This is a genomic window from Mycobacterium sp. IDUB_19 (assembly GCF_055419445.1).
On the sequence record NZ_JBVAXR010000008.1, the window covers coordinates 77083 to 98306 of the forward strand.

Annotated in this window: 14 protein-coding genes; 6 read left to right on the plus strand and 8 right to left on the minus strand. The window is 66.7% G+C overall.

Features of this window, described 5'->3' with window-relative positions; genetic code table 11:
• Positions 1-96: 96 nt before the first annotated feature.
• Entirely contained in the window at positions 97-1197 is a 1101-nt protein-coding gene (gene corA, locus ACZY0B_RS09325) for a magnesium/cobalt transporter CorA (protein ID WP_463763806.1), read from the minus strand.
• A gap of 206 nt (positions 1198-1403) precedes the next feature.
• On the opposite strand from corA, the gene ACZY0B_RS09330 reads away from it, so the two are divergent.
• From ACZY0B_RS09330 to ACZY0B_RS09340, 3 genes are read left to right on the plus strand one after another with little or no spacing between them, the layout of a single operon-like run.
• The gene (locus ACZY0B_RS09330) at positions 1404-2393 is read left to right on the plus strand and encodes a malate dehydrogenase (protein ID WP_463763807.1); all 990 of its coding nucleotides are present in this window, start codon (positions 1404-1406) and stop codon (positions 2391-2393) included.
• A gap of 21 nt (positions 2394-2414) precedes the next feature.
• Positions 2415-3611, plus strand: a complete 1197-nt coding sequence (locus ACZY0B_RS09335) for an NAD(P)-dependent malic enzyme (protein WP_463763808.1) — start codon at positions 2415-2417, stop codon at positions 3609-3611.
• On the plus strand, positions 3608-4486 hold the full coding sequence (locus ACZY0B_RS09340; protein ID WP_463763809.1) for a glycine betaine ABC transporter substrate-binding protein: 879 nt from the start codon (positions 3608-3610) through the stop codon (positions 4484-4486). Before ACZY0B_RS09335 ends, ACZY0B_RS09340 begins: the two co-directional genes overlap by 4 nt.
• A 4-nt stretch (positions 4487-4490) precedes the next feature.
• On the opposite strand, the gene ACZY0B_RS09345 is transcribed toward ACZY0B_RS09340, so the two are convergent.
• The 4 genes from ACZY0B_RS09345 to ACZY0B_RS09360 form a co-directional block, all read right to left on the minus strand.
• Positions 4491-5321, minus strand: coding sequence for an SDR family NAD(P)-dependent oxidoreductase (locus tag ACZY0B_RS09345; protein WP_463763810.1), 831 nt, complete (start codon positions 5319-5321; stop codon positions 4491-4493).
• A gap of 80 nt (positions 5322-5401) precedes the next feature.
• Positions 5402-6268, minus strand: coding sequence for an SDR family NAD(P)-dependent oxidoreductase (locus ACZY0B_RS09350; protein ID WP_463763811.1), 867 nt, complete (start codon positions 6266-6268; stop codon positions 5402-5404).
• A gap of 78 nt (positions 6269-6346) precedes the next feature.
• Positions 6347-10060, minus strand: a complete 3714-nt coding sequence (locus ACZY0B_RS09355) for a multifunctional oxoglutarate decarboxylase/oxoglutarate dehydrogenase thiamine pyrophosphate-binding subunit/dihydrolipoyllysine-residue succinyltransferase subunit (protein ID WP_463763812.1) — start codon at positions 10058-10060, stop codon at positions 6347-6349.
• A 190-nt stretch (positions 10061-10250) separates the two neighbouring features.
• Positions 10251-11039, minus strand: a complete 789-nt coding sequence (locus ACZY0B_RS09360) for a hypothetical protein (protein ID WP_463763813.1) — start codon at positions 11037-11039, stop codon at positions 10251-10253.
• Positions 11040-11305: 266 nt separating this feature from the next.
• Here ACZY0B_RS09360 and ACZY0B_RS09365 point away from each other — a divergent pair, with 266 nt between their 5' ends.
• A complete protein-coding gene (locus tag ACZY0B_RS09365) occupies positions 11306-13321 on the plus strand; it encodes an MFS transporter (protein WP_463763814.1) in 2016 nt (671 codons plus the stop codon).
• A gap of 19 nt (positions 13322-13340) precedes the next feature.
• On the opposite strand, the gene ACZY0B_RS09370 is transcribed toward ACZY0B_RS09365, so the two are convergent.
• A complete protein-coding gene (locus ACZY0B_RS09370) occupies positions 13341-16745 on the minus strand; it encodes a TM0106 family RecB-like putative nuclease (RefSeq protein WP_463763815.1) in 3405 nt (1134 codons plus the stop codon).
• A 58-nt stretch (positions 16746-16803) separates the two neighbouring features.
• Positions 16804-17388: an LppP/LprE family lipoprotein gene (locus tag ACZY0B_RS09375; RefSeq protein ID WP_463763816.1), complete on the minus strand. Its 585-nt coding sequence runs from the start codon at positions 17386-17388 to the stop codon at positions 16804-16806.
• Positions 17389-17635: 247 nt separating this feature from the next.
• Here ACZY0B_RS09375 and ACZY0B_RS09380 point away from each other — a divergent pair, with 247 nt between their 5' ends.
• Both ACZY0B_RS09380 and ACZY0B_RS09385 read left to right on the plus strand, forming a co-directional pair.
• Entirely contained in the window at positions 17636-19354 is a 1719-nt protein-coding gene (locus ACZY0B_RS09380) for a DEAD/DEAH box helicase (protein WP_463763817.1), read from the plus strand.
• Complete coding sequence (locus ACZY0B_RS09385) at positions 19351-20490, plus strand: acyltransferase family protein (RefSeq protein WP_463763818.1); 1140 nt, start codon at positions 19351-19353, stop codon at positions 20488-20490. Before ACZY0B_RS09380 ends, ACZY0B_RS09385 begins: the two co-directional genes overlap by 4 nt.
• A 19-nt stretch (positions 20491-20509) precedes the next feature.
• On the opposite strand, the gene ACZY0B_RS09390 is transcribed toward ACZY0B_RS09385, so the two are convergent.
• The gene (locus ACZY0B_RS09390) at positions 20510-21103 is read right to left on the minus strand and encodes a TetR/AcrR family transcriptional regulator (RefSeq protein ID WP_463763819.1); all 594 of its coding nucleotides are present in this window, start codon (positions 21101-21103) and stop codon (positions 20510-20512) included.
• Positions 21104-21224 lie beyond the last annotated feature (121 nt).

A 21224-nucleotide genomic window follows, 5' to 3' on the forward strand; every position in this document is an offset into this window, starting at 1 on the left:
GACCCGCTACCCGTCGAGTGTGCATCCATGGCGGCGAAATCGCGAAAATGCCGCCCAGAGTGCACACTCGACGCCCTGAGCACACACCCAACTGAGCTAAAGCCAGTTGTTCCTGCGGAATTGGAAATACAAGATCAGGCAGGAGGCCGTCATAAAGCCCATGACCGCCGGGTAACCCCATGTCCAGTCCAGCTCGGGCATGAAATGGAAGTTCATCCCGTAGATCGCGGCTACCGCGGTGGGCAGCGCCGCGATACCGGCCCAGGCCGCCATCTTGCGCATGTCGTTGTTCTGCTGCATGCCGACGCGGGCCAGCGCCGCCTGCACCAGCGAGTTGAGCATGTCGTCGTAGCTGGCGATCTGGTCTGCGGCTTCGGAGTGGTGGTCGCCGACGTCGCGCAGGTAGCGCCGCAATTCCTTGGAGATCAATTCCTTGTATTCCACCTGGATTCGATGGAATGCGGTAGACAGCGGGTTGACGCAGCGGCGTAGCTCGACGACCTCACGCTTGAGCATGTAAATCGGTTCGATGTCGAGCTTGCGGCCGGGGGCAAACGCCACCTCCTCGATGCTGTCGATATCGGCTTCCACCAGCTTGGTCACCTCAAGGTAGTGATCCACCACGTGATCGGCGATCGCGTGCATCACCGCGTACGGCCCCAGCCGTAGCTGTTCAGCGTCGGCTTCCATCCTCTTGCGCACGTCGGCCAGCCCGCTGTGTTCGCCATGGCGGACGGTGACCACGAAGTCCTTGCCGACGAAAACCATCACCTCGCCGGTCTCCACGATCTCGCGCGCCAGCGCCACCGACTCGTGCGGGACGTACTTGACCGTCTTCAGCACAAGAAACAGCGTGTCGTCGTAGCGCTCGAGCTTGGGTCGCTGATGTGCGCACACCGCGTCTTCGACGGCCAGCGGGTGCAACCCGAAAACGTCCGCCACTTCCTTCATCTGGGTCTCGTCCGGCTCGTGCAAGCCAACCCAGACGAACGCATCGTGGCCCAGCATCTCGATCTGGTGCACCTTGCTGCAGGCGGCCTGGTACGTGAACTTGCCGGGAAGCCGGTTGCCTCCGACGTAGACGGCGCAGTCGACCAGGGCCTCGTGGGGTGCGGGGGGTTCAGGAGCGGGCTGTGGTTGCGGCTCGTGCGCGATCGTTCGAAGCGCTTCCGGCAGTGCGTCGAAACCCTCGAACACCTCATCCTCCTATCGCGGCGCAGGTCTGGCAGAGCGGTGCTCAATGCTACGCGTGCTGGTAAAACGCGCCATGAAATGGCGCGGCCACCGGCTGACGACCGTTGCCCAACGGGCCACAGCGAATTCGGACCGGAGATTTCGTGCTGCCAGCGGTGCGCTAGTTTCGTGGGCGACCGCAAGACCTTCTCCATAAGGAGTAAACCGACGTGAGCGCAAGTCCACTCAAGGTGGCCGTCACCGGCGCTGCCGGCCAGATCGGCTACAGCCTGTTGTTCCGCCTGGCGAGCGGCTCGCTGCTGGGGCCCGACCGCCCGATCGAGCTGCGGCTGCTCGAGATCGAGCCTGCGCTCAAGGCGCTCGAGGGCGTCGTGATGGAGCTCGATGACTGCGCGTTCCCGCTGCTGTCGGGTGTCGAGATCGGCGCGGACGCGAACAAGATCTTCGACGGCGTGAACCTGGCGCTGCTGGTCGGCGCGCGGCCGCGCGGCCCGGGCATGGAGCGCAGCGACCTGCTGGAGGCCAACGGCGCGATCTTCACCGCGCAGGGCAAGGCCCTGAACTCGGTCGCCGCTGACGACGTTCGCATCGGCGTGACCGGCAACCCGGCCAACACCAACGCGTTGATCGCGCTGAGCAACGCCCCCGACATCCCCAAGGAGCGGTTCTCCGCGCTGACCCGCCTGGACCACAACCGGGCGATCTCGCAGCTGGCGAAGAAGACCGGTGCCTCGGTCACCGACATCAAGAAGCTGACGATCTGGGGCAACCACTCGGCCACGCAGTATCCCGACATCTTCCACGCCGAGGTCGGCGGTAAGAACGCGGCCGAGGTCGTCAACGACCAGAACTGGATCGAGAACGACTTCATCCCGACGGTCGCCAAGCGCGGCGCGGCGATCATCGACGCACGCGGCGCCTCCTCTGCCGCCTCGGCCGCGTCGGCTACCGTCGACGCCGCCCGTTCCTGGCTGCTGGGCAGCCCCGAGGGTGACTGGGTGTCGATGGCGGTGTTCTCCGACGGCTCCTACGGCGTGCCCGAGGGAATCGTGTCGTCGTTCCCGGTGACCACCAAGGACGGCAACTGGTCGATCGTGCAAGGGTTGGAGATCGACGAGTTCTCCCGCGGCCGCATCGACAAGACCACCGCCGAGCTGGTCGACGAGCGCGCCGCCGTCACGGAACTGAAGCTGATCTGAGGCAGTCAATTAGGGCTACTAATGGGTAGTAAGTACCCTGGGCGCGTGTCCGAAATCGTGCCGCCGCAGATCGTCATCGGGGACGACGAGATCTTCGAGGCCCATGTAGGTGGGAAGCTTTCGGTCCAGATGAAGGCCCCGCTGGACACGCAGCGCGCGTTGTCGATTGCCTACACGCCGGGCGTCGCACAGGTCAGTCGGGCGATCGCCGCGGACCACACTCTGGCCGACCGCTACACGTGGGCGAACCGGCTGGTGGCCGTCGTCAGCGACGGCAGCGCCGTCCTCGGTCTGGGTGACATCGGACCGGCCGCGGCGCTGCCGGTGATGGAGGGCAAGAGCGCGCTGTTCAGGCAGTTCGCCGATCTGAACGCGATCCCGATCGTGCTGGACACCAAGGAGCCCGACGAGATCGTCGAAACCCTGGTGCGGCTGCGGCCGACGTTCGGCGCGGTGAACCTCGAGGACATCTCGGCGCCCCGCTGCTTCGAGATCGAACGACGGGTCATCGAGGCGCTGGACTGCCCGGTGATGCACGACGACCAGCACGGCACCGCGATCGTCGTGCTGGCCGCGCTGATGGGCGCCAGCAAGCTGCTCGGCCGCGACATGGGCTCGATGCGGGTAGTGGTCTCGGGCGCCGGGGCCGCAGGCGTTGCGTGCTCGAAAATTCTTCTCACAATGGGTGTTTCGGACATCACGGTGCTCGACTCGCAGGGCATCCTGCACGCCGGCCGCGACGACATGAACATCGTCAAGACCGATCTGGCGCGCGCTAGTAATCCGCGCGGTCTGACCGGCGGCATGGTGGAAGCGCTCAAGGAAGCCGACGTGTTTCTCGGGGTTTCGGCCGGCGTGGTGCCCGAGGAGCTCATCGCCACGATGGCCTCGGATTGCGTCGTGTTCGCGCTGTCGAACCCCGATCCGGAGATCCATCCCGACGTCGCGGCCAAATACGCCGCCGTGGTGGCCACCGGCCGCAGCGACTTCCCCAACCAGATCAACAATGTCCTGGCGTTCCCCGGTGTGTTCCGCGGCGCGCTGGATGCCGGAGCGCGGCGGATCACGGAAAGGATGATGGTGGCCGCGGCCGAGGCGATCTTCTCCGTGGTGAGCGACGACCTCGCACCCGACCGGATCGTGCCCAGCCCGTTGGACCCTGGCGTCGGTGAGGCAGTGGCGCAAGCCGTGGCGCGGGCTGCAGATACCTCGGAGTGAAAATCGGCAGGCTCGCGGCGCTTCTGCTCGCCGCCGTGCTCGCTGCACCGTTCTGCGCCGGCTGTGCGGCCGGCCCCGGCGACCATCGTGGCGCGCCGTCGCTGGTGGTCGGTTCCCGCGGCGACGCCATGTCGAGGCTGCTGGCCGGCGTTTACCTGGTCGCGCTGCGGTCCTACGGTTTCGCCGCGCAAGCCGGGACCGGCGACAACCCGATGGCGCAACTGGACTCCGGCGCCTTCACCGTCACGCCGGCCTTCACCGGCCAGACCTTGGAGGCCTTGCAGCCCGGCGCGATGGCGCTGTCCGATGCGCAGGTCTACCGGGCGATGGTGTCGGCGCTGCCCGAGGGCGTCGCCGCGGGCGACTACACGACGGCAGCCGAAGACAAACCCGTCCTGCTGGTCACGCAATCCACCGCAAAGGCCTGGGGCGGCCAGGACCGCAGCGCGGATCTGAGCACGCTGGGAAAGCACTGCGACGGGCTGACCGTCGGGATCCTCACCGGCCGCCAAGCGCCGTCGGTGGTCGGCACCTGCCGGCTGCCCGCCCCGCGCGAATTCCCGGATAGCACAACGATGTTCGACGCGGTGCGAGCCGGGCAGCTGACCGCGGGGTGGACCACCACGGCCGACCCCGCGATTCCGGGCGATCTGGTGCCACTGGCCGACGGCACACCCGCGCTGATCCGGGCGGAGAATGTGGTGCCGCTCTACCGCCGCAACGTCCTGAGCGATCGGCAGGCGCTGGCGATCAACGAAGTGGCGGGTGTGCTGGACACTGCGGCCTTAGCCGAAATGCGCCGCCAAGTCGCCGGCGGCGCCGATGCATTGGCGGTCGCCGGCGGGTGGCTCGCCGAACATCCGCTGGGCCGCTGAGGGCCTATCGCTTGGTCGAAGTGAACCTGTGCGCGACGGGTCCGAACAGCCGCTGATAGCCCGGGCCCGTCAGCCGCACCAGGGCATCCAGCACCTTGGCGTCCGTGCCGACCAGCACCCGAGCCTTGTTCTTGCGAACCCCCTCCAAGATGACTCGCGCGGCCTTCTCCGGAGTGGTGTTGGCCATCCGCTTGTCGAATACCTTGGCCAATTCGGCCGCGTCGAGTCCTTCGGCGGCGGTGGCATTGCGCGCGATCCCGGTCTTGATGCCGCCCGGGTGCACCGTGGTCACTTTCACCGGGTGGCCGGCCACCACCATCTCCTGGCGCAGCGCCTCGGTGAAACCGCGAACCGCGAACTTGGCCGCGTTGTACGCGGCCTGACTCGGTACGGCGAACAACCCGAACACACTCGAGACGTTGACGACGTGGCCGTCGCCGGAGGCGATCAGGTGTGGCAGGAAGGCCTTGGTGCCGTTGACGACGCCCCAGAAATCGACGTCCATCACCCGTTCGATGTCCTTGAACTGGCTGACCTCGATGTCGCCGGTGAACGCGATGCCGGCGTTGTTGTAGATCTGGTTCACCTTGCCGAAGTGCTCGTTGACCGCATCGGCGTAGGCCAGGAAGGCCTCGCGCTCGGTCACGTCGAGTCGGTCGCATTTGACCGGCGCCCCGATGGCCTTCAGCTGTTCCTCGGTCTGGGCCAGTCCCTCGGCGTCAACGTCGCTGATCGCGACGCTGGCACCCGAGCGGGCCAGCTCGACGGCCAGCGCCTGGCCGATACCCGAACCCGCGCCCGTCACCGCGGCGACCTTGCCGGCGAAACCCTGCATGTGCACCCTCCCTCGTGTCCACAATTGTCTGGAGATTACCGGTACCAGCGGTCCCGGATAGCAGCTGGGTGCCCGACGGATCAGCTCTTGCGCGCCAGTAACCTGCGCACGTTGGTCGCCAACCGGCCCAGCAGCGTCGGCCCGCCGAACATCAGCTCGCCATATCGCGCACCGAACAGCCGCACCATCAGGTCTGCGGATCTGGCATCCGAGCCGATCAGCACCCGGGCCTTGTTCTTGCCCACCGCGGCCAAGATGGCGCGGGCGGCCTGTTCCGCAGTCGTCTTGGCAATCTGCTGGTCGAAGTTCTCCAGGATCTCGTCCTGGGTGATTCCCATGCCCTCGGCGATCTCGGCCTTGGTACCGAATGAGGTCTTGATGCCGCCCGGGTGTACCGCGGTGACCCCCACCGGGTGCCCGGCCACCACCATCTCCTGGCGCAGCGCCTCGGTGAAGCCGCGGACCGCGAACTTGGCCGAGACGTAGGCAGGCTGACCCGGCAGCGCCATCAACCCGAGCACGCTGGAGATATTGACGACGTGGCCGTCGCCGGAGGCGATCAGGTGCGGCAGGAAGGCCTTGGTGCCGTTGACGACGCCCCAGAAGTCGACGTCCATCACCTGTTCGATGTCTTTGAACCGGCTGAACTCGATGGTGCTGATGTAGGTGATGCCGGCGTTGTTGTAGATCTGGTTCACCTTGCCGAAGTGCTCGTTGACGGCGTCGGCGTAGGCCAGGAAGGCCTCGCGTTCCGTCACGTCGAGCCGATCCGCCTTGACCGGCGCACCGATGGCCTTCAGCTGTTGCTCGGTCTGGGCCAGTCCCTCGGCGTCAACGTCGCTGATCGCGACGCTGGCACCCGAGCGGGCGAGTTCGACGGCCAGCGCCTGGCCGATACCCGAACCGGCGCCCGTGACGACGGCGACCTTGCCGGCGAACTTCTTCATAAACACCCTTCCTCAAGTCCGCCCCATGCGTCGAGGTTAGCCGGTACCTGTGGCGGTCCAAGGCGAGAGTGATGAACCTCAGCCGAATGCGGTGTCGAGTATCTCCTGTTGCTCGACGGCGTGGACCTTGGACGAGCCCGAGGACGGCGCCGACATCGCCCGGCGCGAAATCCGCTTGATCCCGGTCAATTTGTCCGGCAGTAACTCGGGCAGCTCCAGGCCGAAGCGGGGCCATGCGCCCTGGTTGGCCGGCTCTTCCTGCACCCAGAAGAACTCGTTGGCGTCCGGGTAGCGGTCCAGTGTTTCGGCCAGCCGCCGCTTCGGGAACGGCGCCAGCTGCTCGATGCGCACAATCGCGACGTCGTCGCGGTTGTCCTTGGCCTTGCGGGACGCCAGCTCGTAATAGATCTTGCCGCTGGTCAGCAGGATCCGCCGGACCTTGCTGCGATCGCCGATGCCTTCTTCGTAGGTGGGTTCCTCCAGCACCGAGCGGAACTTGATCTCGGTGAAATCCCTGATGTCGCTGACCGCCGCCTTGTTGCGCAGCATCGACTTCGGGGTGAACACGATCAGCGGGCGCTGGATGCCGTCCAGCGCGTGCCGGCGCAGCAGATGGAAGTAGTTGGACGGGGTAGACGGCACCGCAATCGTCATCGAACCCTCGGCCCACAGCTGCAGGAATCGTTCGATCCGGCCGGAGGTGTGGTCCGGGCCCTGGCCTTCATGGCCGTGCGGCAGTAACAGCACCACGTTGGACAGCTGCCCCCACTTGGCCTCACCGGAACTGATGAATTCGTCGATGATGGACTGCGCGCCGTTGACGAAGTCGCCGAACTGCCCCTCCCACAACACAAGCGCGTCCGGGTTGCCCACGGTGTAGCCGTACTCGAAACCCACCGCGGCATACTCGGACAGCGGTGAATCGTAGACCAGGAACTTACCCCCGGTCGGGGTGCCGTCTTTGTTGGTCGCCAGCAGCTGCAGCGGCGTGAACTCCGCGCAGTTGCGGCGATCAATGATCACCGAATGCCGTTGAGAAAAGGTGCCGCGACGGGTGTCTTGGCCGGACAGCCGGATCAGCTTGCCCTCGGCGACCAGAGATCCGAGCGCCAGCAGCTCGCCGAAGGCCCAGTCGATCTTGCCCTCGTAGGCCATCTCCCGGCGCTTCTCCAGCACGGGCAGCACGCGGGGGTGTACGGAGAATCCCTCCGGCACCGCCAAGAACGCGTCGCCGATGCGGGCCAGCAGCGATTTGTCCACCGCGGTGGCCAGCCCCGCGGGGACAGGCTGGAGGGATTCGACGGACTCGCTGGGCAGCGCGCCGTGCTTTTCCACCTCACGGACTTCGTTGAACACCTGCTCCAGTTGGCCCTGGTAGTCGCGCAGCGCGTCCTCGGCTTCCTTCATCGAAATGTCACCGCGGCCGATCAGGGCTTCGGTGTAGCTCTTGCGGGCCCCGCGCTTGGTGTCGACGACGTCGTACATGTAGGGGTTCGTCATCGACGGGTCGTCGCCTTCGTTGTGCCCGCGACGGCGGTAGCACAGCATGTCGATGATGACGTCCTTGCGGAACGTCTGGCGGAAGTCCACGGCCAGCCGCGCGACCCACGCACACGCTTCCGGGTCGTCGCCGTTGACGTGGAAGATCGGCGCGCCGATCATCTTCGCGACGTCGGTGCAGTACTCGCTGGACCGGGAGAACTCCGGTGCGGTGGTGAAGCCGATCTGGTTGTTGACGATGACGTGGATGGTGCCGCCGACGCGATAACCGGGCAGTAGTGCCATGTTCAACGTCTCGGCGACCACGCCCTGGCCGGCGAAGGCCGCGTCGCCGTGCAACATCAGCGGCACGACCGAGAAGCCGTCGTCGCCGTCACCCTTGTTCAGCAGGTCCTGCTTGGCCCGGACCAACCCCTCCAGCACCGGGTCGACGGCTTCCAGGTGCGACGGGTTGGCGGTCAGCGATACCGCAATGTCGTTGTCGCCGAACATCTGCAGGTACACGCCGGTGGCGCCGAGGTGGTACTTGACGTCGCCGGACCCGTGCGCCTGCGATGGGTTGAGGTTGCCCTCGAACTCGCTGAAGATCTGCGAGTAGGGCTTGCCCACGATGTTGGCCAGCACGTTGAGCCGGCCTCGGTGCGGCATCGCGATGACCACTTCGTCCAGGCCGTGCTCGGCGCACTGGTCGATCGCCGCGTCCATCAGCGGGATCTGGCTTTCGGCGCCTTCCAACGAGAACCGCTTCTGCCCAACGTATTTGGTCTGCAAGAAGGTTTCGAAGGCCTCGGCGGCGTTGAGCTTGCTCAGAATGTATTTCTGTTCGCCCACCGTCGGTTTGACGTGCTTGGTCTCGACCCGCTCTTCCAGCCATCGCTGTTGCTCGGGCTCGAGGATGTGGGTGTATTCCACGCCGATGTGGCGGCAGTACGCGTCGCGCAGCAGACCCAGCACGTCGCGCAGCTTCTTGTACTCGGAACCGGCAAAGCCGTTGACCTTGAACACCCGATCCAGATCCCACAGCGTCAGGCCGTGATTGAGGATTTCGAGGTCGGGATGGCTGCGGAATCGGCTGGTGTCCAACCGAAGCGGATCGATGTCGGCCATCAGATGCCCGCGGTTGCGGTAGGCCGCGATCAGTTCCATCACCCGGGCGTTCTTATCGACGATCGAGTCCGGGTTGTCCGTGCTCCACCGCACCGGCAGGTACGGGTTGCCCAACTCGCGGAAGATGTCGTCCCAGAACCCATCCGAGAGCAACATCTCGTGGATGGTGCGCAGGAAGTCGCCGGACTCCGCGCCCTGGATGATGCGGTGGTCGTAGGTCGAGGTCAGGGTGATCAGCTTGCCGATGCCCAGCTCGGCGATGCGTTCCTCGCTGGCGCCCTGGAACTCGGCGGGGTACTCCATCGCACCCACACCGATGATCGCGCCCTGGCCGGCCATCAGCCGCGGCACCGAGTGCACGGTGCCGATGGTGCCCGGGTTGGTCAACGAAATCGTCACGCCGGCAAAGTCTTCGGCGGTCAGCTTGCCGTCGCGGGCGCGCCGCACGATGTCTTCGTAGGCGGAGACGAATTCTGCGAACCGCATGGTCTCGCAGCCCTTGATGCCCGCCACCACCAGGGAGCGTTTGCCGTCTTTGCCCTGAAGGTCAATGGCCAGACCGAGATTCGTGTGCGCCGGGGTGACCGCGTTTGGTTTACCGTCGACATCGGCGTAGTGCCGGTTCATGTTGGGGAACTTCTTGACCGCCTGCACCAGCGCGTAGCCCAGCAGGTGTGTAAAGGAAATCTTGCCGCCGCGAGTGCGCTTGAGTTGGTTGTTGATGACGATCCGGTTGTCGATCAGCAGCTTCGCCGGGACGGCACGGACGCTGGTCGCCGTCGGCACGTCCAGCGACGCGGACATGTTCTTGACGACGGCCGCGGCGGCGCCGCGCAATACCTGCACCTCGTCGCCTTCGGCGGGCGGCGGCGAGGGGGCTTTGGCGGCCGGCGGTGGCGTGGCGGACCCGTTGCCGGCGGGAGCCGGGCTGGCGGGCTTGGCGGCGGCGGGCGGTGCGGCCGGCGGCTCGGCGACTGCGACCGGTGTGGGCGCCGGGGCAGCGGCGGCCTGCGGTTGCGCGGGGCTCGGGGTGTCCTGGACGGCCGAGGCGCCCGGCTCGGGGTTGTAGTCCACCAGGAACTCGTGCCAGCTCGGATCCACCGAGGAGGGATCGTCGCGGAACTTGCGGTACATCTCCTCGACCAGCCATTCGTTTTGCCCGAATGGTGAACTGATGTTGCTCACGGCCGCTGTTCGCCTCAATTCTCATGTCCTGCGGGCCCTATGAGCGCTATTGCCCGACGCCTGCGACTCCGCGCACCTCAGTTGACGAGGTACCTCACACCCGTAGCGGTCCTCAACGCCTCCGCCTCATAAAGGCTAACCCTTCGCCGCTATTTCGCCAGCGAGACGGCGGAACCGGGGGTTCCGGCGGCTACTGGCTGGCCTCGTGCACCGTCGGCAACACGTGCAAGGTGTTCGGCCAGCGGGCCGGCGGAGCGCCGAATGCCTGGCGGGCATTACGGACGATCTTCTTGCCCACGATGCGATTGCCGGCGCCACCGACGGCGGCGCCGATGCCGACGGGCAGCATTTTGCCGAACATGAGTGCGCCGCGTCGCACCGCATACCGCTTGACGAAGTACTTGAGCATCCGGGTGTTCAGCCGGCCCAGAGTCGACAGCGGCAGCGAGGCCATGCCCTCGGCCAGCCAGCCGCCGTTGGTGCGTGCGGGACCGATCAGCTCGCCGATGGCCCTCCTGCTGTCGTCACCGACCAGCACCGACAGCACCAGCGTGCGACGCCGCTCATGGTGGTCGGCCGGGATGCCGTAGACCTGGGCCTCTGCCAGGACGAAGATCGCGGTCGCCTCCAGGAAGAACACGGTTTCGCCGGCGCCCGCCGACATCGCCGTCAACGTCCCGATCCCGGGGAATGTCGCCGCCGAACCCACCGCGGCGCCGCTGGCCGTCAACGCCGCCAGGTAGCGGCTTTCCAGCTTGCCGACGATCTCCGCGGGGCTCGCGCCGGGGAATGCCCGCCGCAGCCGCGCCACATAGGCCTCCGCGGCGGGGCCCTGCATCCGCGAACTACGCTCGATGACCTGCGCCAATGCGCGCGCAGAAGCCTTGGGGCGACCGGAGCCGCCGGGCGGGGAGTTCTCCGGCAGTTGCTCAGATCGTTTCAGGGGCCAAATCCCTGACCTATTGCGTCGAGCGCTCATAGTGCCTCTCCTGCGAATGGCGTTCCTTCAGGCTAACGCGAGTTTGCTGAACGCGGTGTTAGCCGCAGGGCGTGCGCGTTATCCCGACCGCCGATGATGGGGGGTGCGCAGCTGGTCGGCCAACCCGGAATAATGCAGGCTGGACACAGGCCGGTGGCGATGCGGGCCGTCTGTCGGGCGCCGTTGGGGGACTCGCCGCATGCGGGCTGTATCACACCTGCTCACGGCGGTCAGCCCGCCGTCGGGCGCTGAAGCGAGGTGAGTGCATGACCACGGCCATGTCCGGTTCGTCCGGGGGTCCCCGGCGCGCCGGGCCGAGTCGTGCCGACCTGGCCAAGGACCGCAAATTTCTCGCCCCGTCTGCCGCGCTGAAGAGCGGAAATCCATGGAACGCGCTCTGGGCGATGATGATCGGGTTCTTCATGATCATGGTCGACTCGACCATCGTCGCGATCGCCAACCCGACCATCATGGGCGACCTGCACATCGGGTACGACGCCGTGGTCTGGGTGACGAGCTCGTACCTGCTGGGCTATGCGGTGGTGTTGCTGGTGGCCGGTCGGCTCGGTGACCGGTTCGGCCCGAAGAATCTCTACCTGATCGGTCTGGTGGTGTTCACCATCGCGTCGGTGTGGTGCGGGCTGTCCGGTAGCGCCGGCATGCTGATCGCCGCTCGGGTGGTGCAGGGGATCGGCGCCGGGGTGCTCACCCCGCAGACCTTGTCGACGATCACCCGGATCTTCCCGCCCCAGCGGCGCGGGGTGGCGGTCAGCGTGTGGGGGGCCACCGCCGGTGTCGCGAGCCTGGTGGGTCCGTTGGCCGGTGGCGTGCTGGTGGACGGGCTGGGGTGGGAGTGGATCTTCTTCGTCAATGTCCCGATCGGCGTCGTCGGGCTGGCGTTGGCGGTGTGGCTCGTTCCCGAGCTGCCCACTCAGGCGCACCGACTCGATCTGGTCGGCGTCGCCTTGTCCGGCGTGGGCATGTTCCTGATCGTGTTCGGTCTGCAGCAGGGCCAGGCCGCCGGATGGCAGCCGTGGATCTGGGCGACGATCGTCGCGGGGGCCGGGTTCGTTTCGGCATTCGTCTACTGGCAGTCGGTGAACACCCGAGAGCCGCTGATCCCACTGGACGTGTTCACCGACCGCGACTTCAGCCTGTGCAGCGTCGGGGTGGCCATCACCTCGTTCGCCGCGACGGCAATGATGTTGCCGCTGATCTTCTTTACCCAGACGGTGTGTGGGCTGTCGCCGACCCGTTCGGCTCTGCTGATCGCGCCGATGGCGATCGCCAATGGCGTGCTGGCGCCGTTCGTCGGCCGGATGGTCGACCGATTTCACCCGCGGCCGGTGCTCGGTTTCGGCTTTTCGGTGCTGGCGATCGCGCTGACCTGGCTTTCATTCGAGATGGCTCCGGACACGCCGATCTGGCGGCTGCTGTTGCCGTTCGGCGCAATTGGTGTCGGGATGGCGTTTGTGTGGTCGCCGCTGACGGCCACCGCGACCCGCAACCTGCCACCGCAGCTGGCCGGAACCGGCTCCGCTGTCTACAACTCCGTCCGGCAGTTGGGGGCAGTGCTGGGCAGCGCCGCCATGGCGGCGTTCATGACGTGGCGGATCGGCGCCGAGATGCCGCCCAACGTGTCGGGTCAGGACGCGGTCGATGGCGGTATCCGGTTGCAGCTGCCCGAATTCGTGCGTGAGCCGTTCTCTGCCGCGATGTCGCAATCGGTGCTGTTGCCCGCGTTCGTCGCGTTGTTCGGGATCGTCGCCGCGCTGTTCCTGGTCGGCTTCGCGCCGTCGCTGCTGTCTCGCGCGGGCATCGGCGGCGCAGCGTCCGAGCGCGATGACGATGACGATCGCGATGACGACGACTATGTCGAGGTCATCCTGCGGCGTGAGCCGGGCCGCGGGCTTAGTCCTGAGCCCAGGGCGGGACCGGGGCCTGGTGCCGCGACCGCACCGGCAGCGGCGCGGCGCACCAAACCCGTCGAATCGCGGCGCCGCCCGCTTGATGACGCGCCGTCGCGACCCGAACCGATTGGATTCGCCCACAACGGGTCTCACATCGGCCATGAAAAACGCTTTCGCCCGATGGTCGAGCTTCCGCCGCACTGGCACGGTCCCGCCACCCGCAACGATCGCGGCGCGCCGCCGACGGGACGACGCGTGAACGGTTCCATCCGGCATCGGCTCACCGAGGGTGAGGCACCGCGAGGCCGGCACTACGGCCACGATCCGGACGATGACGCCAAAGGCCACGGCCGGCATTCCGCGGGGCGGTAGGCCGGCCGACGGGCAGTCTTCAGGCTCTCGCCGTCAACGCCAAAAAGCCGCCGAGTTCCAGCAGGCCGGCCGGCGTGCCCGGCAGGTACTCGGTCAGCAATTCCGAACGCACGACCACCGCCGCGTACTGCGCCCGGCTGACGGCGACATTGAGCCGATTCCTGTTGAGCAGGAACGAGATTCCGCGTGGCACTTCATCGGCCGACGACGCCGTCATCGAGATGAAGACCACCGGCGCCTGCCCGCCCTGGAATTTGTCGACGGTTCCGACCCGGACTTCGCCCAGACCGGCGGACGCCAACCGCCGGCGCACCAGCGACACCTGGGCGTTGTACGGCGCCAGCACCAACACGTCCGCGGCGGCCAATCCTCTGGTGCCGTGCTCGTCGGTCCAGGACGACCCGAGCAGTCGCCGGATCTCGGCGACGATCATGTCGGCCTCTTCGAGGCTTTCGATCGAGTTGCCTTGGTGGCGAACGGAAAGCACCCGCACACCGGGCTGACAGCCGTCGAGACGGCGTGCGGAGGTGCGCTCGGTGACCGAATGCAGCCTGCCTTCGTAGGACAGTTCGGAGACCGCCGCGCAGACCGCCGGATGCATCCGGTAGGAGCGGTCCAGGAAGTAGCCGCGCTCATCGGGCAGCGTGCGCTGACCGTCGACCAGCCAGTCGAGGGCGGACCTGTCGACCGGTTCGGGATGAGTGCCCTGACTGACCTGCGGCAGCTGCTGTGGGTCCCCGAGCAGCAGTAGATTCACCGCCGCGGGCGCCACGGCGATCGTGTTGGCCAAGCAGAACTGGCCCGCCTCGTCGATGACGAGCAGATCGAGGCTGCCCGGCAGCACCCGATTGGCGTTGGCGAAATCCCAAGCCGTACCGCCGATCACGCATCCGGCGCCGGCCGAGATGAATGCCCCGTAGTCGCCGCTGTCGATCTCCTGCCAGCGCGGCGTGCGGTGTTCGTACTTTTTCTTCGCTACCCGTCCCGGGTCCAGCCCGGCATCGATCACGGCGCCGAGCAGGTTCTCCACCGTGGCGTGCGATTGCGCCACCACACCGACGCGCCAGCGGTGTTCGGTGACCAAGCGGGTGATCACTTGCGCCGCGGTGTACGTCTTTCCGGTCCCTGGCGGGCCATGCACCGCCAGGTAGGACGAGTCCAGGTCCAGTACCGCCGCGGTGATATCGGCGATGGTGTCGTCGCTGCGCGGTAGCGTGGCGCCGCTGCGAGTGCGGGGCGCGCTGCGCAGCAGGACGTCGATCATCGCGGTGCGGGGGAGTTGCGGCAGCCCGGCGGCCAGGATGGTTGCCGTGGATTCGATCGATTCGCGCAGCGCGGTCGTGGCAATGGGCGGCCCGGGCGTCAGCGCGAATGGCAATTGGTGAAATGCGTTGCCGTCACTGCCGACTCGTTCGAGGATGACGACTTGGGTGGGCACTGCCGGGTCGTCGACCTCGACGATCTGGGCACGCCCGGCCCCGCGTCGGTCCGGATTGTCGCTCATGCTGGGCGGAGCCGGCGCCTCGTAGAGCGCGAACACCTCCGCCATCAGGTCGCCGCGGGCCAGTTCGCCGCGCAGCACCACCCGTCGCTGCGCCTTGCGGGCGCGAGGCGGCAGATGCCAGTCCACGCTGACCGACGCCTCCTCGGAAATGAAGACGTCGGTGTTGTCCGCCCACTCGTCGACCGGGAAGTTGAGCCGGTCGAAATGCGCCCACCAGAACGGCTTGTCCTCACGCCGGTGGTAGCCGCGCGCCGCGCCCACCAGCGCGACGGCGAGCTGCTGCGGTGTTCGGTCGCCGACGCCGGAATCCCCGGTGAACGCCGACAAAGCGGCTGCCAGCTCGTCATGGTCATCGACGGTGTTGCCGCCGGAAACCGGTTGCGCGCCAACCGGTGTGACGCCGGATTCCCAGGCGCGCACCAACAGCCAGTTGCGCAGCTGCTGAGTCGACCGGCAGTCGTAGTGGTTGTAGTCCTCGATCTCCTTGAGCACCGTTTCGGCGTCGTCGACGCGGCCGGCTTCGCGCAGTTCGCAGGACTTGGCGTAGGAGGTGATCGAATCGGCGGCCGTGGTGACGTCACCGGAGCGCAGCTGCGTCCCCATGTACAGGGGCTCGAGCGCCTTCAGGCTGAACGACTCGGCACCCACCCGAATGCTCTTGCGTACCAACGGGTACAAGTCGACCAGCGTCCCGTTGCGCAATAGCTCGTCGACCTCGTCCTCGCCGACCCCGTAGCGTCCGGCAAGTCGCAACAAGGCGGTCTTCTCGTACGGCGCGTAATGGTAGATGTGCATGTTGGGTCGACGTTTGCGGCGCTTGGCCACCATCGCGAGGAAATCGATCAGGGCCTTGCGCTCGTCCACCCGGTTATGCGCCCACAGCGGGCTGAATCTCCCCGTGGCGTCCAAGACTCCGAAGAGGTACTCCAGGCCCCAGTCGTGGCCGTCGGCGCTCCACAGCGGATCGCCCTCGAAGTCGAAGAACAGATCACCGGGGTCGGGCTCCGGCAACAGCCTCAGCGGCTGCGGATCGACGACCTCGAATTGCGGAACACCGGTATCACGTTGCCGTACTTGTAGTTTCGCTTGAGCGGTCAGCTTGCCCAGCGCGCTGGGTGCCAGCTCGGGCACCGGTCCGACGTACTCAGCCAGGTCCGCGACCGTGGCGATGCCGGCGTCAATGAGCTTGCTCCGCTGGCTGACTCGCATGCCGGCGACCAGCAGCAGATCATCGCCTGCGCGCACCTGCTCGATACACAGCGGACACCGAAAACATGCCCGCACGCCCTCGTCTTCCCACCGCACCGCGGTGCCGGCGGCGTAGTGGTCGTCGAGCAGCCGCTGCAACAGCGCGCGCTGCGATTGAAAGACGGGGATCAGATCGCAGACGCGATATCGCACGATCGAGCCGTCGCCCAGTCGCAGCTCCGCCTCGTCCGCGACGGACACGCCCATACCGGTGAGTGCGTCGGCGTAGGCCGCCAATTGCAGCAATGCGGTGACCTTGGGGGAGCGGGCCAGCTTGGTATCGACGAGCCGATACTGCTCACAATCGGCGACCAGAAAGTCGGCGAATCCGACGAAGCGGCCGTCGAACATTGCGGCCTGATACACCACCGGCGCGCGGTTGGCGATGGCGCGCCGGGTCGCCTCGGCGGCAGCGGCCAAGCCGGCGAGGGTGTACGACGGACGTCCGATGACCGCGACACCATCGGCGAACTCCTCCCGCAGCCGGTCGAGTTCGCGCTGCTCATGTTCGTCGCCGAGGGCGGCGGTACGCGCCAGCAATTCGTCCTCGATGTCGACGGCGGGACCCCGGCCCAGCTTTGCGTCGAAATTCCTGAGCAGCGCGTACTCGCATCGGGCGGCCGCGGCCAGGTCCGACGCGCTGTACACAATGCTGTCGTCGGTGACGAACACAGCAGCCACTGTAGGTCAGGCGACCGACAGCGAAGGGGTTCTGCGAGGGTGTGCCGGGTCAGCGCCCGGTGGCGTTACCGATCAGCTCGACGGTGTTGCCGTTCCAGTGGAATCGCACGTCGGTGTTCAAGCCGTTGATCCCGCTGGGGTAGGTCAACGCCACCGTGTCGCCGGTCGTTTGTGCCGCGTCGATGCCGTTGAACCCGTAGGTGTCCGGCACGCCCTGCGGGATGAACTGCCCTAGATGAAACAGCACCGCGCGGGTCGTCGCATTGACCGCGTTGGTGTTGGCCTTGATGATCACCGCCGAGAGCTGGGCGCACTGGTTGTAGTTTCCGGCCAGTGGCTCCGGGTTCCATGCCTGCTGGCTGCGCGGATCGCGGGGCAAGTCCGAGACCACTTTCGCGATCGTCGGCGAGGCCAGGTTGACCGCGCACGGGTCGGCCGGCGCGCTACTGCCGGGTGACGCGGCTTCGTTCGGCCTGGGTGTGGCGGGGGCGGTGATCGACGCGGTTGCCGTCGTGGCTTGCGGCGTCTTCGCGACCGTCGAATCTCCAGAACCGCAGCCGGTCAACGTCACGGCGAGCACGACGCCGACGGTCAGTAGCTGGGCACGGCACGGTAGCGACCACACGTTGGGCAACCGTACCGGTGTCTGCGGGCCCGATGGTGGTGACCCTCCCCGCGAGCGGGTGGGGGTACCTCCCGCTTGCGGGGGAGTGCCGCCACGCGCCCAGCTGCGCTGCGCTCGCGATCACCACTGGGCCTGACTGGTGGTGACCCGCCACGCCCAGCTGCGCTGCGCTCGCGATCACTACTGGGCCTGACTGGTGGTGACCCGCCACGCCCAGCTGCGCTGCGCTCGCGATCACCACTAAACTTCATGCACGATGACAGTCCCCGACGGCTCGCCTGGCGCGGCCGCTGCTTCCTTTGCCGACCTGCAGATTCACCCGTCGGTCATGCGGGCCATCGCCGACGTCGGCTACGAATCGCCGACCGCGATTCAGGCGGCGACGATTCCGGCGCTGGTGGCGGGTTCCGACGTGGTGGGGCTGGCGCAGACCGGCACCGGCAAGACTGCGGCGTTCGCCATCCCGATCCTGTCCAAGATCGACGTCACCAACAAGGCGACTCAGGCCCTGGTGCTGGCGCCCACCCGCGAGCTGGCCTTGCAGGTCGCCGAGGCGTTCAGTCGCTACGGCGCTCACCTGCCCCAGATCAACGTGCTGCCGATCTACGGCGGCGCGTCCTACACCGTCCAACTGGCCGGTTTGAGGCGCGGCGCCCAGGTGGTGGTGGGCACCCCGGGCCGGGTCATCGACCACCTGGAACGCGGCACGCTGGATCTATCGCACGTGGACTACCTGGTGCTCGACGAGGCCGACGAGATGCTCACCATGGGGTTCGCCGAAGAGGTCGACCGCATCTTGAGCGAGACGCCGGAATTCAAACAGGTGGCCCTGTTTTCGGCGACCATGCCGTCGGCCATCCGCAAGCTCACCACCAAGTACCTGCACGATCCGCTCGAAGTCACCTTCAAAGCGAAAACCACGACAGCCGAGAACATTTCGCAGCGTTACGTCCAGGTGGCCGGACCGCGCAAGATGGACGCGCTGACCAGGGTCCTCGAAGTGGAGCCGTTCGAGGCGATGATCGTCTTCGTGCGCACCAAGCAGGCGACCGAGGAGGTCGCCGAAAAGCTGCGTGCCCGAGGGTTTTCCGCGGCCGCAATCAACGGCGACATCGCGCAGGCGCAGCGCGAGCGGACCATCGCCGCGCTCAAGAATGGAAGAGTCGACATCCTGGTCGCCACCGACGTGGCTGCGCGCGGGCTGGACGTCGAGCGCATCTCGCATGTGCTCAACTACGACATCCCGCATGACACCGAGTCCTACGTCCACCGCATCGGACGCACCGGCCGGGCCGGACGTTCGGGAAACGCGCTGCTGTTCGTCTCCCCGCGCGAGCGCCACATGCTCAAGGCGATCGAAAAAGCGACCCGGCAAACGTTGACCGAGGTTGAGCTGCCCAGCGTCGAGGACGTCAACGCCCAGCGGGTGGCGAAATTCGCCGATTCCATCACCGACACGCTCGGGGGTTCGGGAATCGAGCTGTTCCGCAGGCTGGTCGAGGACTACGAGCGCGAGCACGACGTCCCAATGGCTGACATCGCCGCGGCGCTGGCCTTGCAGTCCCGCGATGGCGAGGCGTTCCTGATGTCACCCGAACCGCCGCCGCAGCGACGTGAGCGGCCCGAACGCAACACCGAACGTCGGGATCACACGGACAAGCCAAGGCAAACAAGAGATTTCGCGACCTATCGAATCGCGGTGGGCAAGCGTCACAAGATCGGGCCGGGCGCCATCGTCGGCGCCATCGCCAACGAGGGCGGTCTGCACCGCAGCGATTTCGGCCACATCTCGATCGGACCGGACTTCTCACTGGTGGAGCTGCCGCCAAAACTTTCTCCCGCGACGTTGAAAAAGCTAGAAAAAACCCGTATTTCGGGCGTGCTGATCGACCTCAAGCCGGACCGATCGTCCGGCAAGTCCTCCGAGAAACCCCGTCGCGGTGGTGGCAAACCACGCAGAAAAGACGCTGGATGACCCTGTCCGAGGAGCGGGACGCCCAAGGCGGACTCGAGCAGGTCTCGCACGTCGACCGGGTCGCTTCCCTGACCGGTATCCGCGCGGTCGCCGCGGTCCTGGTTGTCGGCACTCATGCCGCCTACAGCACCGGCAAGTACACGCACGGGTATTGGGGCCTGGTCGGTGCCCGGATGGAGATCGGCGTGCCGATCTTCTTCGTGCTGTCCGGTTTCCTGCTGTTCCGCCCCTGGGTGAAGTCGGCTCGGACCGGCGGGCCGTCACCCTCGGTGAGTCGCTATGCGCGGCACCGGGTTCGGCGCATCATGCCCGCCTACGTCATCACCGTGCTGATCGCCTATGTGCTGTACCACTACCGCGAAGCCGGACCAAACCCGGGGCACAGCTGGTACGGGCTGGTCCGCAACCTCACGTTGACGCAGATCTACACCGACGGCTACCTCGGCAAGTACCTGCATCAGGGCCTGACCCAGATGTGGAGCCTCGCGGTGGAGGCGTCCTTCTACATAGTCCTGCCGTTCTTGGCATACCTGCTGTTTGCCGTCATCTGCCGGCGGCGCTGGCAGCCCAGGTTGGTGGTGGGGACTCTGCTGGCGATGGCCTTGATCAGCCCGGCATGGGTTGTCTTGGTGCACACCGATCACTGGTTTCCCGACGGCGCCCGGCTGTGGCTGCCGACCTACCTGGCCTGGTTTCTGGGCGGCATGTTGCTCGCGGTGCTGCAGGCGATGGGGGTGCGCTGCTACGCGTTCGCGGCCATACCGCTGGCGGTCATCTGCTACTTCATCGTCGCCACCCCGATAGGCGGCGCACCCACGACGTCACCGGCATCCACGCCGGAGGCGGTCGTCAAGACGGTCTTCTACACCGTGATCGCCACCCTGGCGGTGGCACCGCTGGCCCTGGAGGGCCACGGTTGGTATTGGCAGCTGCTGGCCAGCCGGCCGATGGTGTGGGTCGGCGAGATCTCCTACGAGATCTTCCTGATCCACCTGGTGACCATGGAATTCGCGATGGTCTACATCGTGCGGGCCCACGTCTATACCGGGTCGATGCTCTACCTGTTCATCGCGACGCTGGTGGTGACGATCCCGCTGGCCTGGCTGCTGCACCGCTTCACCCGCGTACCCGGCTGAGTTCTACCGCGGCGCGCCATTAACGGCGGGCGCTCGCCGGGGCGACGATCGGGACGACGAACTCCTCGATCATCGCCCGCTCCTCTTGAGCGTCGCGTCCCGGATACGTCAGCAGCGAGACGATCACCCGGACTACCCAACGGGCCCGGCGTTCGACGACGGCGGGATCGTCGGGGCCCAGCGAGTGCAGGAACGCCACCGCCAAGGCCGCGATCACGTCGGACTGTCCGGCCAACTCGCCACCGACCGGCGGCCGGGTGGTGGCGAACCACGATGCCAGCGCGGGGCTTTCGCGAACCATACCCAGCGTGACGAGGATGCTCACGATCAGCCTTTCGCGGGGCTCCTCGATGCCGCCGGTCCGTGCGATGATCTCGCGGCCCAGCCGGTGCGTCTCGCGGTGGATGTACGCGGTTCGCAGCGCCTCCCGGTTTTCGAAGTACCGGTACAGCGTCGCGCGGGAACAGCCTGCGGCCCTGGCGATCTCGTTCATGCCGATCGAATCCGAGTCGCGCTGCGTGTAGAGGTGCTCGGCTGCGTCGAGTATCCGGTCCGCGGCAGCTTCGCTGCGGCTCAACGCAAGCCAGTCTTTCCCCTTTGCCGAGCCGGGCATCAGGACTTCACCGTGATCGGCACCGACACCGGACGCCGCACATAGCTACCGCCCGCCCACACGATCGAATTCTCGTCGACGTCGAAATCCGGGCAACGGGCCAACAGTTCGGTCAGCGCGA